The 15,807-nt window shown below is 71.5% G+C and carries 14 protein-coding genes and 3 pseudogenes; 12 read left to right on the plus strand and 5 right to left on the minus strand.

What is annotated here, in order from left to right; all coding sequences use genetic code 11:
* Positions 1 to 83: 83 nt before the first annotated feature.
* Positions 84 to 329 (minus strand): annotated as a pseudogene (locus ACIOC1_RS02290) (LLM class flavin-dependent oxidoreductase); the annotation flags it as partial.
* A gap of 97 nt (positions 330 to 426) precedes the next feature.
* On the opposite strand from ACIOC1_RS02290, the gene ACIOC1_RS02295 reads away from it, so the two are divergent.
* The 3 genes from ACIOC1_RS02295 (at position 427) to ACIOC1_RS02305 (ending at position 2,372) form a co-directional block, all read left to right on the plus strand.
* Positions 427 to 1,653 carry a hypothetical protein gene (locus tag ACIOC1_RS02295; RefSeq protein ID WP_401851249.1) on the plus strand — a complete coding sequence of 409 codons (1,227 nt, stop codon included), beginning with the start codon at positions 427 to 429 and terminating at the stop codon, positions 1,651 to 1,653.
* 72 nt (positions 1,654 to 1,725) lie between these two features.
* Positions 1,726 to 1,974 carry a hypothetical protein gene (locus tag ACIOC1_RS02300; RefSeq protein WP_401851251.1) on the plus strand — a complete coding sequence of 83 codons (249 nt, stop codon included), beginning with the start codon at positions 1,726 to 1,728 and terminating at the stop codon, positions 1,972 to 1,974.
* Positions 1,971 to 2,372, plus strand: coding sequence for a DNA-binding protein (locus tag ACIOC1_RS02305; RefSeq protein ID WP_401851253.1), 402 nt, complete (start codon positions 1,971 to 1,973; stop codon positions 2,370 to 2,372). The genes ACIOC1_RS02300 and ACIOC1_RS02305 overlap by 4 nt, the downstream gene beginning before the upstream one ends.
* A 46-nt stretch (positions 2,373 to 2,418) precedes the next feature.
* Here the strand turns inward: ACIOC1_RS02305 and ACIOC1_RS02310 are convergent.
* Both ACIOC1_RS02310 and ACIOC1_RS02315 read right to left on the minus strand, forming a co-directional pair.
* A pseudogene (locus ACIOC1_RS02310) lies at positions 2,419 to 2,643 on the minus strand (LLM class flavin-dependent oxidoreductase); the annotation flags it as partial.
* 174 nt (positions 2,644 to 2,817) lie between these two features.
* The gene (locus tag ACIOC1_RS02315) at positions 2,818 to 3,021 is read right to left on the minus strand and encodes a hypothetical protein (protein WP_401851255.1); all 204 of its coding nucleotides are present in this window, start codon (positions 3,019 to 3,021) and stop codon (positions 2,818 to 2,820) included.
* Between the two features lie 254 nt (positions 3,022 to 3,275).
* On the opposite strand from ACIOC1_RS02315, the gene ACIOC1_RS02320 reads away from it, so the two are divergent.
* Positions 3,276 to 5,747, plus strand: a complete 2,472-nt coding sequence (locus ACIOC1_RS02320; RefSeq protein ID WP_401851256.1) for a tetratricopeptide repeat protein — start codon at positions 3,276 to 3,278, stop codon at positions 5,745 to 5,747.
* Between the two features lie 69 nt (positions 5,748 to 5,816).
* Here ACIOC1_RS02320 and ACIOC1_RS02325 read toward each other — a convergent pair.
* Positions 5,817 to 5,990: pseudogene (locus tag ACIOC1_RS02325) on the minus strand (LLM class flavin-dependent oxidoreductase); the annotation flags it as partial.
* A gap of 351 nt (positions 5,991 to 6,341) precedes the next feature.
* Between ACIOC1_RS02325 and ACIOC1_RS02330 the strand changes: the two are divergent.
* The 6 genes from ACIOC1_RS02330 to ACIOC1_RS02355 all read left to right on the plus strand — a co-directional run bounded on the left by ACIOC1_RS02330 (position 6,342) and on the right by ACIOC1_RS02355 (position 12,990).
* A complete protein-coding gene (locus ACIOC1_RS02330) occupies positions 6,342 to 7,235 on the plus strand; it encodes an ABC transporter permease (protein ID WP_401851257.1) in 894 nt (297 codons plus the stop codon).
* 180 nt (positions 7,236 to 7,415) lie between these two features.
* Positions 7,416 to 8,495, plus strand: a complete 1,080-nt coding sequence (locus tag ACIOC1_RS02335) for an ABC transporter substrate-binding protein (protein ID WP_355336612.1) — start codon at positions 7,416 to 7,418, stop codon at positions 8,493 to 8,495.
* 166 nt (positions 8,496 to 8,661) lie between these two features.
* Entirely contained in the window at positions 8,662 to 9,417 is a 756-nt protein-coding gene (locus ACIOC1_RS02340) for an ATP-binding cassette domain-containing protein (protein ID WP_391043497.1), read from the plus strand.
* A gap of 302 nt (positions 9,418 to 9,719) precedes the next feature.
* Complete coding sequence (locus ACIOC1_RS02345; protein WP_401851988.1) at positions 9,720 to 10,598, plus strand: TauD/TfdA dioxygenase family protein; 879 nt, start codon at positions 9,720 to 9,722, stop codon at positions 10,596 to 10,598.
* Positions 10,599 to 10,822: 224 nt separating this feature from the next.
* Positions 10,823 to 12,319 carry an MFS transporter gene (locus ACIOC1_RS02350; protein ID WP_401851260.1) on the plus strand — a complete coding sequence of 499 codons (1,497 nt, stop codon included), beginning with the start codon at positions 10,823 to 10,825 and terminating at the stop codon, positions 12,317 to 12,319.
* Positions 12,316 to 12,990: a TetR family transcriptional regulator gene (locus ACIOC1_RS02355; protein WP_401851263.1), complete on the plus strand. Its 675-nt coding sequence runs from the start codon at positions 12,316 to 12,318 to the stop codon at positions 12,988 to 12,990. The genes ACIOC1_RS02350 and ACIOC1_RS02355 overlap by 4 nt, the downstream gene beginning before the upstream one ends.
* On the opposite strand, the gene ACIOC1_RS02360 is transcribed toward ACIOC1_RS02355, so the two are convergent.
* Positions 12,987 to 13,898, minus strand: a complete 912-nt coding sequence (locus tag ACIOC1_RS02360) for an amidohydrolase family protein (RefSeq protein ID WP_355336616.1) — start codon at positions 13,896 to 13,898, stop codon at positions 12,987 to 12,989. The genes ACIOC1_RS02355 and ACIOC1_RS02360 overlap by 4 nt on opposite strands.
* Positions 13,899 to 14,089: 191 nt before the next feature.
* On the opposite strand from ACIOC1_RS02360, the gene ACIOC1_RS02365 reads away from it, so the two are divergent.
* A complete protein-coding gene (locus ACIOC1_RS02365) occupies positions 14,090 to 14,503 on the plus strand; it encodes a DUF6344 domain-containing protein (RefSeq protein ID WP_401851265.1) in 414 nt (137 codons plus the stop codon).
* Between the two features lie 387 nt (positions 14,504 to 14,890).
* Complete coding sequence (locus ACIOC1_RS02370; protein ID WP_401305403.1) at positions 14,891 to 15,805, plus strand: HAD family hydrolase; 915 nt, start codon at positions 14,891 to 14,893, stop codon at positions 15,803 to 15,805.
* The last annotated feature ends 2 nt before the right edge of the window (positions 15,806 to 15,807 follow it).

The raw sequence follows: 15,807 nt of genomic DNA on the forward strand, positions 1-15,807 counted from the left end.
GCTTTGCCAATCACGCATCGCGATCCAGCCGATCTGAGCCCTTCACGCCTAGTGACGGCGGATAAGGCGATTCCCGCAGGTCAGACCGCGATAGGTGAACGCGGCTTGACCGGCCTCACCAGGGTGCCCAGGCGCATCCGGGCGGTGACCGCGGCGGCGGCGGTCAGGGTCGGCACCGCGCCGTACCACGGCTTGTCCCGGAAGCTCCGCCAGGACAGATGGTCATACGTATAGGCGGTCCCGAACCCCAGGTCCTCGGCCCGCCGCCACACCTCCCGCCCCTCGGCGGCCCAGCGGTAGATCGGCAGAATCACAACACTCAGACGCATGAGGACGACCTTACGAGCAACAAGCCCCGCACCGGCAATGGATCGCTATCGGGGAAGCGGGCGATGGAACACTCACCGTCTCGCTACCGTGGCTGGGATGAGCAATGAGCGCTGCCCAAGTCGACGCGCACCGGAGCGCGACACGAGCCACGTCCCAGACCTCGCCCAGGCCCTGCGTCGCAGCGCCGAACTGAAGGACGACCTCGTAGCGTTCGGGGAGAGCCGCTCCTTCGAACGATTCCTCGACCCGCTCCTGACGGAAACCGTCAGCCCCGAAGGCGCGTTGGACGAGGCGACCGCGATCAACGTCATCGACCGCTTCCTTCTTCAGCACCGCCTTCCGGACGGCACCACGGTCGCCGACCGTTTCGTCACCCGGCGGACGGCCCTGACCGATGCCGATCGGCAGATGGTCATGGCCTGGCGTGACCCGGTGGAGGGGATCTTCGAGGTGCGGGGCAAGGACGGCGACTGCCTGCTCCTGCTCAACCTGGTGGACGACCTCGAATACCGGGCCTACACCAACGCCGGGCGGTCGGCTTTCCGCGGGGTCGCGAAAGAAGGCTTCCTCGGTGCCCGCCTGGTCGCCCTGACACCTGTGCCCGGCGCGTGGCTCGTCTCCGGCGTCATGTCCTCCTACCCCCGGGCCGCCGCGCCGGAGATCGCCGCTGCCGCCCTCGACCTGGCCACCAGCCGACCCGACCTCGTCTTCCGCAACCCGGAGAAGGTCGAGGAAGGATGGCGCTCGATGCGGGAGGACCGGGCCGCTTTCACCGACTTCTTCGGCAGCGACGAGCTGGTCCTCACCGTCGGAGAAGCCGAGGAGCGCATCAACGCCTATTACCGCCACCGGCAGCAGACTGCCACCGCGGCCCGACGCCCCGGCCGTGCCTGGGGCAATCGACACGCCACCCCAGAAGTGCCTCTCTTCACGCTGCCCGCCGAACTCGCGGACGCGGAGACCATCGGCGTCATCTATGACCAGGTCGACGGACTCAACTTCTACGCGGACTACGGATCGCTGCGGGACCTGTTCGCGGACCCCGACCTCCCCGGCCGCAGACACCACCAAGACCTGCTCCGTACCTATCTGCGCGAGGAGTCGATCACACCACTGCCGATCCGCCGCCTGGCCGCCGCACACCCGGTGACCGTCGACACGGTGTTCCAGAAGCTCCTGCGGCAACCAGGCTTCACCTGGAGCGAGCACGGCGACGCACTCCTGCGCCGACGCAAGCCCTGGTACGACGAGACCGAGCCGCGCCCCGGAGTCTCCGTGATCGGTGACCGGCTCAGTGAACTGCTCCGCGTTCGGTCGCGCTGAGCGCGTGCCCGCCGCACAGCCGGCAACCGAGAAGGACGGCCACTGCCGTGCATACTGCGGCATGCTCACCGTATGGCTGACACGACCCGGATCACGGTCACGCTGCCGACCGAGCAGGTGGCAGAGCTGAAAAAACTCACGGACAACGTCTCCGGCTACGTGGCCGAAGCGGTCGCCCGTCGGATCAGGCACCAACTGCTCGGGGCGGATCTGCGGAGCTACGAAGACGAGCACGGCTCCTTCAGCGAAGAGGAACTGGCCGAGGCCCGAGCCCGTATCGCGGGGGCGACGGAGACCACGGGCGGCGCGAGCGCCGCGTGAGTCAGCACATCGAATCCGGGGTGTTGGACAGCGAGGGCCTGTCCGCCTGGGTCGCCCAGGACCGGAAGGCCCTCGGCCTGCTGAAGGTGTTCCACGAGATGGGCGCGGATCTGATCATCAGCGCGAACACCATCGTGGAGGTCAGCCACTCCCGCGTGAACATGCCGCGGCTCCAGTGGACCTTGTCCCGGGTCAAGGTGGAGCCGGTCACCGAGCAGACCGCCAAGGAAGCGGCGCGGCCGCTCAAGGTGGCCGGCCTGCACGGTCACAAGTACGCCATCGACGCGACTGTCGCGGAGGCGGCACTCCGGCAGCCCGGATCCGTAGTCCTGCTGACGTCGGACATCGACGACATGGCCCGACTGTGCGGCAAGCAGATCGGGCTCATCAGTCTCTGAGCCACAAAATGGCAGGTCAGCCCGTGATGCATGAACCAGGCTTGACCGACGTCACCAGGGTGCCCAGGCGCATCCGGCCGGTGACCGCGGCGGCGGCGGTCAGCGTCGGCACCGCGCCGTACCACGGCTTGTCCCGGAAGCTCCGCCAGGACAGATGGTCATACGTATAGGCGGTCCCGAACCCCAGGTCCTCGGCCCGCCGCCACACCTCCCGCCCCTCGGCGGCCCAACGGTAGATCGGCAGAATCACAACACTCAGACGCAAGCTCATGCTCGGGAGCTTACGGCCGGCCGGAGCCCCCCCGGCCCTCCCGCGTGCCTCGTAGCGGAGCACTTGGCAGGGCGGGTCTGCTACTCGTCGCTGCCCGACGGCCTCTGGGCATGTCGTCGTATCCAGTGGCCTCGGCGGCCGCGAGCCTCTTCCCTCGGGAGCGCCGACCCGCCGCTACCGGCGGGGTATCAGGAGCAGCAAGCGAAGGGTCTTGCGTGCGTCGCGGCGGCGGTGCGGGGTGCGGGCGCCCAGCGAGGTGAGTGCAGCGATCGCGATGGTCGTGGCGTGGGCGGCGCCGGTGAGGACGGTGATCAGAGGGATCAGGGGGATCAGGGACGAGTGCACGGCTGCCTCCAGGTGGTCGTTGGGCGGAGGCATCTTTCTCCGGTCCACGGCGGGTTTCCGGCAACGCGCGAGGGTGGGCGGGAAGCGCTAATAGTCTGGTCAACTGCGGTGAGCCGAGTTTTCCGGAGGCGTGTGTGGGCGGAACCCGATTACCGGGGACGGAGGACCTGGCGGGGCGGCTTCTGGCCGAAGTGGCGCGCCTCTACGCAGTGGCGGGCAGCCCTCCTCGGGAGGCGCTGGTGAGGCGGTGCACCGAGGCGCTCGGCGATCGTGTCAGTTTGTCCACGGTGAATCCCTGGCTGCTCGGGCAGAGCCTGCCCAAGTCCGGCTCGCCGGTCTTCCTCACGCTCGTGGGCGTGCTGCAGCAGATGGCCGCTGAGCGGGGCGCGCAGGTCACCAAGCGCAGCGAGGGCGCGTGGAGCCAACTGCTGAGGAATGCCAACGATCAGCGGGCGGCCGAGAAGCGCGGCGGTCGGCCCCGGAAGAAACCACCCGGCGCGCCCAGGAAGGCGGTGAGCCCCCGGACGCTGCCCGCAGACATCGCGGACTTCACCGGGCGCGATGCCCAGGTGAGCGAACTCCTCGGTTTACTCGAGCCGGGTGCTCCGGCGGAGGTTGTGCTCGTCGCCGCCGGCATGGCGGGTGTCGGCAAGACCACGCTGGCAGTTCACGTCGCCGACCGGGCCCGCCGGGCGGGCTGGTTTTCCGGCGGGGTGCTGTTCGTCGACCTGCTCGGCTTCAGCCCGGATGCCTCCCTCGACGCCGCTGGGGCCGCTGCGGTCTTGCTGCGCGATCTGGGTCGACGTGCGGCGCCGCCGCCGGCGAGGGAGCGGGCCGGGGCCTTGCGCTCCCTGCTCGCCGGACGGCCGCCGGTGCTGATGGTGCTGGACAACGCCGTGTCCGCGAAGCAGCTGACAGGACTGGTACCTCATCCTCCGCACCGGCTGCTCGTCACGTCCCGCGACACGCTTTCGGCGCTCCCGTCGGCCCGTGTCGTCCGGCTCGACTCGCTGTCCGAGCAGGAGTCGGTCCTGATGCTGGATCGTGCACTGCGCCAGGCGTGCCCCGCCGACAACCGGGTGACGGCCGAGCCCGGCGCCGCCCGCCGGATCGCCGAGCTGTGCGGTTTCCTGCCTCTGGCGCTGCGCATCACCGCCGCACAACTGCGCGACGACCCCTACCATTCACTCGCCGCCCAGGCCGAGGCCCTCTCCCAGGCGCACGCCCGGCTCGGCCTGCTCAGCTATGACGACGTGGATGCCGACGGCCGTCCGCTGGCCGTGCGCGCCGCGTTCGACCTGTCCTTCGACCGGCTCGCCGACGCATCCCAACGCGCTTTCCGACTGATCGGCGCCCTGCCCGGCCCGGACATCGGCCAGGAAACGGCCGCCATCGGTCTCGACCGCAGCGCCCAGGACACCTACCGCCTGCTGGCAGACCTGGTCCGGCGCCACCTGCTGCGCAGACGGCCGGACAGCCGCTGGGATACGCACGACCTCCTGCGCCTGTACGCGGCCGAACAGGTGGCGCCCGGGGAGTACGAGGCCGCTCTGGACCGGATGCTGCACCACTACAGGCGGCGCGTCCCGGCGACCTGCCGCAGCGTCTCCCGGGACACGGGCCGCGCGAAGGACCGGCGTCAGGCGGTCGAGTGGCTGGACACCGAACACCGCGCTGTCGCCGCGGTTGTGGTGGCAGCCTGCGAACACGGCCGGCGTCGCGAAGCGGTGCACCTGGCCAACGACATGTCGACGTACTGGGAGTTCCGCAGACTAGGCCGGGAGTGGACCGCCGCCGCCGAAGCGACCCTGGAGGCGGCACACAACCTGAGCGCGTACGAGTTCGCCATGGCGTCCTCGAACCTCGGCAACGCCTACCGGGCGGATCATCGGTCCGCCGAGGCGCTGCCCCACCTGGAACGCGCGGCGCTGCTCGCACCGAATGAGCTCGTCCGGGGCAGGGCGCTGCACAACCTGGGCCTCGTCCAGTTCCAGCTGGGCCGGTACCACGACGCCGCGTCCAACCACCGGGCCGACCTGGACATCTGCCGCTCCCAAGGAGACGAGCTGGGAGCGGTTCAGGCGCTCGTCGCCCTAGGCGACGCACAGCGCAAGCTCGGTCGGCACTCCGAGGCCGCCGACACATTGGTGACGGCGCTCTCCGTGCTGAGCACCAGTCGCCACGGTGCCCGCGGCAGCTACACCAACACACGGCAGGGCGCGCACGTGAACCTCGCGCTCACCCTCATGGACTGGAACGCGGTGACCTATGGAAACTGCGGTATCTGGCACTTGTGCCATGCACTGCGGATCGCCCTCGAACGCGGGGACCGGGTCAGCCAGCTCATCATCCTGACCGATCTCGCCGCTCTCTATCTCGCCGTCTGTCCCAAGTGCTACGCCGAACCGGCCCTGGACTGCGCGATCCGCGCGCTCGCGCTGTCCGAAGACGGCGGCGACCCCGTCGTCGCGGCTGGCGCTCTCCTCACTCTGGGCCGTGCCCACCTCGTCCAGGGAGACACGGCAGCAGGTACCGCGGCGCTTCGGCAGGCGCAGGAGGCGTACGCGGCCCAGGGCCGACCCGAGGCAACCAAGATCCCGTCGCTGCTCCAGGAGACCGCAACCGAGCACATCACAGGCTGCCGGGGCGCGGACGTCACCCTATGGGAACGCGCCCTGCACGAATCGGTCCTGGACGGCCAATACGACGAACTGGAGCGCATGACCTTCTACGGGTTCCGGTATGTGGTGCGGCATTAGGTTGCTCTGTGCGGATCATCCGATCGTCGGTCCGGGTGTGCCCAGATGACGAATAGTCCCAGGTCAGCCCGTAATGCATGAACGCGGCTTGGCCGACGTCACCAGGGTGCCCAGGCGCATCCGGGCGGTGACTGCGGCGGCGGCGGTCAGGGTCGGCACCGCGCCGTACCACGGCTTGTCCCGGAAGCTCCGCCAGGACAGATGGTCATACGTATAGGCGGTCCCGAACCCGAGGCCGGGCGCGTCAGGAGGGGCGGGGGCGGAGGGGTTTGTACCAGAGGGTGGACGGAGTCTTGGTGCGGGGACGGGTCTGCTGTACAAATATGACCCATGAATCACGATCTTTTGGTGCGACGCCTGGTCATCGACCTGTGCCGACGCCCGGTTTCGTGTTGTCGCTGATCACGCGTCTCTGACGCCGCCCGCCGTTCGGTCCTCGACCCGGCGCGGCCCCTTTCCCGAACTTCGTTGAGCCCACCCCGTCGTGGGGCGTTCGGCTCTGCCCTTTTCCCCTTCTGCTCTCGCTCGGGGACAGTCGCCGCTGTCGCTTGACGTCGACCGCGCCTGCCCTGGCACCCCCATGGAGGCAGTCCGTTGTCCGCCACCTCACGCCTGCCAGAAGCCGGTCCCGCCGCGATATCCGCCGATCCGGCCGATCCGGCCGAGCCGCCGGGGCGCGGCCGTCCTCGCGCGAAGGGCGTCTGGGCGCGCGTACGCCGTCTCGCGCTGCCGCTCGGCTCGCTCCTGCTCTTCCTCGTGCTGTGGCAACTGCTGGCGGCGAGCGGGAAGTGGAGCGAGACGCTGGTGCCGCCCCCGGCCAAGGTGTGGGACGCGTTCATCGACGTGTCCACGACGCACGACGGGGTGCGGGGCTACAACGGCACCACTCTCGTCGACCACTTGGCCATCAGCCTGCGCCGCATCGCGATCGGCGGCGGTATCGGCATCGCCCTCGGAGTGCTGTTCGGCCTGCTCATGGGCACGGTCGGCTGGGTGCGCTCGTTGTTCGAGCCCTGGATCACCTTCCTGCGGACGCTGCCGCCGCTGGCGTACTTCTCCCTGCTGATCATCTGGCTGGGCATCAACGAGGAACCGAAGATCACCCTGCTGGCCATCGCCGCCTTCCCGCCCGTGGCGGTGTCGACCACCGCGGCCGTCGCCGCCGCGCCGCGCGGCCTTGTCGAAGCGGCCCACGCGCTCGGCGGGTCGCGGTGGGACGTCATGCGGGACGTCATCGCCCCGTCGGCGCTGCCGGAGATCCTCACCGGCGTCCGGCTGGCGGTCGGGGTCACGTACTCCTCCCTCGTCGCCGCCGAGCTGGTCAACGGGCTGCCCGGCATCGGCGGCATGGTCAAGGACGCCGCCAACTACAACAACACGCCGGTGGTGCTCGTCGGCATCTTCACCATCGGCGTCTCGGGACTCGTCATCGACGGTCTGCTGCTGTGGCTGGAGCGCAGCGTCGTGCCGTGGCGCGGCCGTTCCTAGTTCCCGGCCGGCCGCCCGCCCGCCCCGTCCGTGGCCCGGTCCCTCGCGGCCCGCAGCGAGCAGCCCGCGGCTCCGGACCCCCGTAACCCGCGACCCGCAACCCGCAACCCGCAACCCGCAACCGGTACCCCGTACGCCCTTCGCCCCGCCCGTCCCCTCCTCGCACAGAAACGGCTCCCCATGTCTGCCTGGAAGCACCGAGTTCCCGTCGGCACCGCCGCCCAAGGACCCTCGCGCCGCCTGCTGCTCGGCGGTGCGCTGGCCGCCGCGGCCTCCGTCGCCCTCACCGCCTGCGGCTCGGACGGCGGCAGCTCGTCCGGCGGTTCCAAGCGGCTGCGCATCGGCTACTTCGCCTTCCCCAGCGGCGACTTGCTCGTGAAGAACCACAAGCTGCTGGAGAAGGCGCTGCCGGACTACAAGATCACCTGGATCAAGTTCGACTCGGGCGCCAGCGTCAACCAGGCGTTCCTGGGCAAGTCCCTCGACATCGGCGCCCTCGGCTCCAGCCCCTTCGCGCGCGGGATCTCCGGCTCCTCGCCGATCCCGTACAAGGCCGCGTTCATCCTCGATGTCGCGGGCGAGAACGAGGCGTTGGTGGCCCGCAAGAGCACCGGCATATCCGATGTGGCCGGTCTCAAGGGGAAGACGGTCGCGACACCGTTCGCCTCCACCTCGCACTACAGCCTGCTGGCGGCGCTGGACGCGGCGGGCCTCAAGGCGTCGGACGTCAAGCTCGTCGACCTCCAGCCGCAGGCGATCCTCGCCGCGTGGCAGCGGGGGGACATCGACGCCGCGTATGTGTGGCTGCCGACCCTGGACGAACTGCGCAAGACCGGAACGCAGTTGATCAGCAGCAAGGAGATCAGCGCGGGCGGCAAGCCGACGCTGGACCTGGCCGTGGTCTCGGACGCGCTGATCGCCAAGGACCCGCACGCGATCGACGTGTGGCGCAAGGCGCAGGCGCAGGCGCTCGGGCTGCTCAAGTCCGACCCCGAGGGCACGGTCAAGGCCGTCTCCGCCGAGCTGAACATCAGCGCGGACGACGCCAGGAAGCAGCTCGCGCAGGGCGTGTTCCTCACCCCCGACGAGGTCGCCTCCGCCGCGTGGCTGGGTACGGAGGGGCAGCCGGGCAAGCTCGCGACGTATCTCACCGGCACCGCCCGGTTCCTGGCCGACCAGAAGCAGATCGACGCCGCGCCGTCCGAGGACGTCGTCGGCAAGGCGCTGTATCTGAAGGGGCTGCCCGATGTCCTCAAGTGAGACGGCGAGCGGGACCGTTGGCCGGACGGCCGACAAGACCGCCGGGCCCGAGGCTGCCGCGGCTGCCGACGCCACTCGTGCCGACACCAACCGTGCCGACACCACCCACTCCGACGCCCCCCGTTCCGACACCGACCGTGGCGGCGCCACACCCGCCGCCGGGGTCATCGCGCTCGACCGCGTCACCCACCGGTACGGCAAGGGCGAGGAGGCGGTCACCGCCGTGGGACCGGTCGATCTGACCGTGCCCGCGGGCGAGTTCCTGGTGCTCGTCGGCGCGTCCGGCTGCGGCAAGAGCACGCTGCTGCGGCTGATCGCCGGATTCGAGCGGCCCGCCCACGGCTCGGTACGGGTGTCGGGCGTCGAGCCGCTGCCCGGCAAGGCGGCCGGCGTGGTGTTCCAGCAGCCCCGACTCTTCCCGTGGCGCACGGTGAAGGGCAACATCGACCTGGCCCTGCGCTACGCCGGGGTCGACCGGGACCAGTGGCCCCGGCGCCGTGCGGAACTGCTCGCGCGCGTCGGCCTGGAGGGCACCGAGAAGCGGCGGATCTGGGAGATCTCCGGCGGCCAGCAGCAGCGCGTCGCCATCGCCCGCGCCCTGGCCGCCGACCACCCGCTGTTCCTGCTGGACGAGCCGTTCGCGGCGCTCGACGCGCTGACCCGCGAACGGCTCCAGGAGGACGTACGCCTGGTGACCGCGCAGACCGGGCGGACCACCGTCTTCGTCACGCACTCGGCGGACGAGGCGGTCTTCCTCGGCACCCGCATCGTGGTGCTGACCAAGGGGCCGGGCACCGTGGCCCTCGACCTGCCGATCCCGCTGCCGCGCGGCGACATCGACGCCGACGCGCTGCGCGACAGCGAGGAATTCGCCGAGCTGCGCGCCCGGGTCGCGCACACCGTGAAGGCCGCGGCGGCCTGATCCCTGGTCCCCGGTCCTCACGACCTCTCCATCCACGACACCCGCGCTCCGTATCGACGACACCCGCGACATCCGCGATACCCGCGATACCCGCGGCACCCGCGGCACCCGCGACACCCACACCATCCGCGACAGAGGAGGAACCACAGGTGAGCATCACCAGCGAGCAGCCCGCCGTAACCGACGCCGACCGTCCGACGACGTCGTCAACGCCGTCCCCGTCGTCAAGGCCGTCCCCGTCCTCAACGCCGTCCCCGTCGTCCCCGTCGTCACGGGCGACCCCGTCCTCAACGGCGTCCCGTCTGCCGATCACCCCGCTCGGCCCGCGCTTCGGCGCGGAGATCCACGGCATCGACCTCGGCCGGCTGGACGACGACCAGGTCACCGCGATCAGGGCGGCCCTCGTGGAGCACAAGGTGCTCTTCGTCCGGGGCCAGGACATCGACGACGCGGCGCAGATCGAGTTCGGCCGCCGCCTGGGCGAGGTCACCACCGGGCACCCGATCCACGACTCCGGCGACGTGGCCCCCGAGGTGTACGCCGTCGACAGCCAGGACAACGGCTTCGCGGACGTCTGGCACACGGACGTGACGTTCGTACGGCGCCCGCCGGCGATCTCCGTACTGCGCGCGGTGCTGCTGCCGCCCAACGGCGGCGACACGACATGGGCCGACAGCCAGCTCGCCTACGAGTCGCTGTCGCCGGGGCTGCGGGCGTGGGCCGACTCGCTGACGGCGGTGCACGACGGCACCCGCGAGTTCGGGTACTACCTGGCCCAGCGCAGGAAGGGCCGCGGGAACGTGTGGGAGGGAGAGGAGTACACCGAGCTGAAGCCGGTGGAACACCCCGTGGTGCGGGTGCACCCCGAGAGCGGGCGCAAGGGGCTCTTCGTCAACCCGGGCTTCACCTCGCACGTCCTCGGGGTGTCGGACCACGAGAGCCGGGGGCTGCTCGACATCCTCTACGCCCACCTCACCAAGCCCGAGCACCTCGTACGCCACCGGTGGAGCGCCGGTGACGTGGCGCTGTGGGACAACCGCAGCACCGCGCACTACGCCAACCGCGACTACGGCGACCAGCACCGCGTCATGCACCGCATCACGTTGAGCGGGGACACGCCGGTCGGCCCCGGAGCAGGAACCGGAGCAGGAGCAGGAACCGGAACCGGAGCCGTGGGCTGACGGGCGGCACCAGGAAGTCCGCTCCGGCCCGCGCCGCCCGCGCCAAACCCGCCCCACCCCCCGCCCCCGGGCCTCGGACCCCGGGGGCGGGGCTGATCGCGCCGATCACATCTGCTTATCATCGGGTGTAGACATCACATGTAGACATCGGCTGTAGGCATCGGTCCGCCCCTGTCGGGCGCACGCAACACACGGTGCCTCAGGGCCCGGGCGCGAGGAGCACGATGGAGTCGGCACGGTCGCGGGCACTGGTGCCCTGTCTGGCGTTCATATGCCTGGTCACCGCCGTGATCGGCAGCCTCGGGGCACCGCTCATCCCGTCCATCGCCTCGATGGACCACGTGTCCGTGACCGACGCGCAGTGGTCGCTGACGATCACCCAACTGGTGGCGGCGGTGGCCACGCCCGTGATGGGGCGGCTCGGTGACGGGCCGCACCGCAGGACCGTCGTCGTCGGCACCCTCGCGCTGGTCGTCGTCGGCTGCGTGCTGGCGGCGCTCCCCCTGGGCTTCGCCGCGCTGCTCGTCGGCCGCGCCCTCCAGGGCATCGGTCTCGGGCTCACGCCGCTGACCATCGCCGTGGCCAGGGACGTACTGCCCGCCGCCCGCGCCGTTCCGGTGATCGCCCTGCTGTCGATCACCGCCGTGACGGGGGTGGGCCTGGGCTATCCGCTCACCGGTCTGATCGCGCAGGGCGGCGGCGTCCGCGCGGCGTACTGGTTCGGCGTGGCCGTCAGCGTGCTCGGCCTGGCCGCCGCCGCGTGGGTCGTCCCGGCCGCGCGGCATCGCGCCCGTGTCCGGCTGGACGGGGTCGGCGCGGTGCTGCTGGCCGTGGCCACCGCGTCGCTGCTGGTCGCGATCAGCGAGGGCGAGAGCTGGGGCTGGGCCTCGGCGCGCGTGGACGGCATGGTCGCCGCGTCCGTCCTGCTCTTCGCGGGCTGGGTGTGGTGGGAGCTGCGTACGGATCATCCGCTGGTCACACTGCGGCTGGTACGTGACCGGGCGGTGCTGACCGCGAGCGTCGCGGCGGTGCTCGCGGGCGTCGGCATGTACCTGCTGCTGTCCACCGTCACCAGGCTGGTGCAGACGCCCGCCACCACGGGGTACGGGCTGGGCCGGACGGTGGTCGTGGCCGGTCTCGCCCTGACGCCGTTCTCCCTGGGCAGCTTCCTGGCCAACCGGCTCACCCCGGTGCTGGTCCGCCGGATCTCGCCCCAGCGGGTCCTGCCGATGAGCTGCCTGGTGCTGCTCGCCGCGATGGCCCTGTTCACCGCATGGCGCGGGAACATGGCGCAGATCATGGCGGTCATGTTCGTCGCGGGCCTCGGCGTCGGGGTCATCTTCGCGGTCGTGCCGGGCTTCCTCGTCCGCGCGGTGCCCGCGCACGAGACGGGCAGCGCCATGAGCTTCAACCAGGTGCTGCGCTACATCGGTTACGCGGTCGGCAGCGCGCTGAGCGCGGCCGTGCTCGAAGCGCACACCGCGGAAGGCGCAGCGTTCCCCACGTCCGGTGGGTACAGTGCGGTGGGGCTGCTGAGCTGCGGCGTCTGGCTCGCCGCCGCCGTGGTGGCGGTGGCCGTGCCGTGGCGCCGACGCGGTTCGTCGGCACGGCCCGGCCCGTCGGCACGGCCCGCGGTGGCGGCCCAGGCGCGCCCCCGGGTGCGGGCGCGGCCCGGCGAACACGACGACCTCCACGAACTGGACGGAACGGCCGCGGAATGAGTGGAACGACACCGGCCGACGAACGGCCCGCCGGGGCGGCCCAGCACCGGCGCGACGCGGCGGGCAGCCGCGATCGCCTGCTGAAGGCCGCGGGCGAGCTGTTCGCCGAGCACGGGTACGACCGCACCACCGCGCGGGCCATCGGCAGCCGCGCCGGGGTCGATCCGGCGATGATCGCCCGCTACTTCGGCGGCAAGGCCCAGCTCTACATCGCCACGCTGCGCACCAACGACGGCCCGGACGACATCGTCGACCTCCTCGACCCCGACCGTCTGGCGACCATCCTCGACCGCACCCGGCGCCACGGCCCCAACCCCGTCTACCAGGTCGCCGTCCGCCCCCACGAGGACCCGGCCGGTCAGCAGGCCACCCGCGCGGAGCTGCACCGCCGTGTCGTGGACCCCCTCCACCGGCGCCTGCTCGCCGAGGGCACCCCCGACCCCGCCCTGCGCGCCGAACTCATCGCCGCCGCCTTCATCGGCGTCGTCCTGGCCCGCGGCTCCGGCGCCTTCACCCGCCTCCCCGCCCTCCCCGACGCCGAGCTCCGCACCCTCCTCCTCCAGATGCTGACCCCCCAAGACCCGAGCCCGGACCCCGACTCCGCCCCGGACGCGAGCCCGAACCCCGACTCCGGCCCGGACCCGGCCCCTGACCCCGACTCCGCCCGCTAGGGGAGGGCCGGGAGGGCGAAGAGGCGGGCGGCGTTGTCGTGGCAGACGGCGCGGAGCCAGGCGGCGCCGAGGCCGGTGGATTCCAGGGCGTGGAGGGCGTGGGCGTAGGGATAGGGGATGTTGGGGAAGTCCGTGCCGAGCAGGACGCGGTCGGCGAGGGCGGACAGGCGGGGCAGGGCCGCGGGCGGGAAGGGGGCGGCGGACTCGCTGAAGTCGGTGAAGGCCATGGTGGTGTCGAGCAGGACCCGCTCGTGCCGCTCGGCGAGGCCGAGGAAGTCCTCGTACTCCGGCATTCCCAGGTGGGCGACGACGAGCCGCAGCCGCGGGTGCCTGGCGAGCAGGGCGGCGACGGGGGCGGGGCCGGTGAAGGGGCCGGGGACCGGGCCGGAGCCGCAGTGGGTGACGACGGGAACGCCGGTGTCGGCGAGCAGGCCCCAGACGTCGTCGAGCAGCGGGTCGTTGGGGTCGTAGCCGCCGACCTGGAGGTGGCACTTGAAGACGCGCGCGCCCTGGGCGAGGGCGCGGCGTACGTCGTCGGGGGCGCCGGGCTCGGCGAAGAACGTCGCGGTGTGCAGGCAGTCCGGGGTGCGGGCGGCGAAGTCGGCGGCCCAGTCGTTCAGCCAGCGCGCCATGCCGGGCTTGTGCGGATAGAGCATCGAGGTGAAGGCCCGGACGCCGAAGCCGCGCAGGGTCTCGACACGCCGCCGCTCCTCCTCGCGGTACGCGATCGGCCAGGCGCGGCCGACGAGCGGACCGGCCGCGTCGAAGTACGCCCACACCTTGGCCATGACGCGCTCGGGCATGAAGTGGGTGTGCACGTCGATGAGGGCGTCGAGGCCCAGGGCCTGGCGGAACGCGGCGACCTCGGCCTGTTCGCCGCGCCGGGGCGGCTCCTCGGGAGGGGACACGCCGCCACCTTATCCAGCGCCTCAGGACCGGCCGCGGCCCCGTCGGCGCGGGGCGGCACAGGAACCCCCTTGGTCCGAATGAGTGGCGTTTATGTGTATATCCGCGAATCCGGGGTGCGGCTCCCACGATTCCGTGCGGTCTTCCTCATGATCGGAGAAGTCAGATTTCCGCACCAAGGAATCGAGAGGTCATGAACGTCTTCAAGAACGTCACCGCCTTCTGGAGCGCCTTCGTCGGCGTGCTCCTCAAGCTCGTCGCCGGGCTCGGCTTCGCCACTCCGGCCCGCACCGCCCGCGTCCACACCGCCGCCGACCACACCGCCGCCGTCCCGGCCGCGGCCGTCGCCGCGGCGAACGGTACGGGCGCCACGCCGACCCCCACCAGGACACCGTCCTGCGCCGCACTGCTGCCGGCCCCGCGCCCCAGCAGCCGCTCGCTGCCGCCCACGATGAAGCAGCGCATCAGGGCCGAGGCGCACGGCTCCTCCCCCTCCGCCCGCAGCATCGCCCCGGACACCGGCGAGGCCCTGCCGTACCCCGCCAGTCCGGCCCTCGCGGACCACGCCCTGACCAGCACCGCGGACGAAGCGGTGCTCGTCCGCTGAGCCGGACCGCGTACCTAGATCCCGTACGTGGTCCCCGCACGGAGATCCCGTGGGAACTTCCCGGGACGCAGTCCCCGCACGAACTCCCCTTCTGTACAAGCTTCTTGTACGACCAGCACCGCACCAACCCCACAGATTTCTGCGCCCCACAAGCGCAGCGCTCACCCTCGTCGCACCAGCAGCCGCACCAGCAGCCGCGCCGGCGGCCGCACCAGCCAGTCGTACCGTCAGCCGTATCCGCTGCCAGTCCGTCAGCCCGTACCCCTGCCGTGATCGCGTGACCCGCGCCCCTGTGACGCCCCCGGGAGCGATGGGATCAAGCCGGAATCGCGGCCGAAACGGGCTCGGCTGAGCGGGTATCCGCACCTTTGTGCGGGCGGGGCAAGGATGCGCAAGGATGGGCCCGTGACCTCAGCCAATGAGCCCAGCGGGCAGCATCGATCAGCGGACGTGTCGTCCGCCGCCTCCTACACCGCCCCTCCGCCGCGGCTGATCGCCACCGACCTGGACGGCACGCTGCTGCGCGACGACAAGACGGTGTCCCCGCGTACGGTCGCGGCGCTCGCCGACGCCGAGGCCGCGGGCATCGAGGTCTTCTTCGTCACCGGGCGCCCCGCACGCTGGATGGACACCGTCGCGGCCCACCTCGCGGGGCACGGCATGGCCATCCTGGCCAACGGCGCCTCCGTCTGGGACCTGCACAAAGGCGAGTTGATCGAGGCGTTCCCGCTGCCGGAGGACGACGCCCTCGCCGTCGCGCACGCGCTGCGCGCCGCCGTGCCCGGCACGACCTTCGCCGTCGAACGCGCCGACACCTTCTACCGCGAGCCGGACTACCCCCGCGTCATCGAGCCGGACTTCGGCCCCACGGCCCCGATCGAGGAACTGCTCGCCGTGCGCGACCCGCGCCAGCCGCTGCTGAAGCTGCTCGCCAAGCACCCGTCCATCGACCCGGACGAATTCCTCGCCATCGGGCTGAGCGTGGCGGGGCAGCACGGCGAGATCACCCGGTCCAGCGACAGCGCGCTGCTGGAGATCAGCGGCGCGGGCGTCAGCAAGGCCACGACGCTGGCGCGATGTTGCGCCGAGCGCGGGGTGTCCGCCGCCGAGGTCGTCGCCTTCGGCGACATGCCGAACGACCTCGCGATGCTCGGATGGGCCGGTACGTCGTACGCCGTCGCGAACGCCCATCCCCGCGTCCTGGCCACGACCACGCACCGCACCGAGTCCAACAACGACGACGGGGTCGCCCGCGTCATCGAGCGGATCATCGCCGCCCGGCACGGCGACGGAACCGCCTAGCC

The organism is Streptomyces sp. NPDC088197, from assembly GCF_044741185.1.
Lineage (GTDB): Bacteria > Actinomycetota > Actinomycetes > Streptomycetales > Streptomycetaceae > Actinacidiphila.

Bases quoted from the DNA above. Each gene is read 5' to 3' on its own strand.
- ACIOC1_RS02295 (WP_401851249.1), top strand. From the start codon at position 427: ATGAGCAATGAGCGCTGCCCAAGTCGACGCGCACCGGAGCGCGACACG.
- ACIOC1_RS02355 (WP_401851263.1), top strand. From the start codon at position 12,316: ATGAGTGGAACGACACCGGCCGACGAACGGCCCGCCGGGGCGGCCCAG.
- ACIOC1_RS02350 (WP_401851260.1), top strand. From the start codon at position 10,823: ATGGAGTCGGCACGGTCGCGGGCACTGGTGCCCTGTCTGGCGTTCATA.
- ACIOC1_RS02335 (WP_355336612.1), top strand. From the start codon at position 7,416: ATGTCTGCCTGGAAGCACCGAGTTCCCGTCGGCACCGCCGCCCAAGGA.
- ACIOC1_RS02315 (WP_401851255.1), bottom strand. From the start codon at position 3,021: ATGCCTCCGCCCAACGACCACCTGGAGGCAGCCGTGCACTCGTCCCTG.
- ACIOC1_RS02300 (WP_401851251.1), top strand. From the start codon at position 1,726: ATGGCTGACACGACCCGGATCACGGTCACGCTGCCGACCGAGCAGGTG.
- ACIOC1_RS02365 (WP_401851265.1), top strand. From the start codon at position 14,090: ATGAACGTCTTCAAGAACGTCACCGCCTTCTGGAGCGCCTTCGTCGGC.
- ACIOC1_RS02370 (WP_401305403.1), top strand. From the start codon at position 14,891: ATGCGCAAGGATGGGCCCGTGACCTCAGCCAATGAGCCCAGCGGGCAG.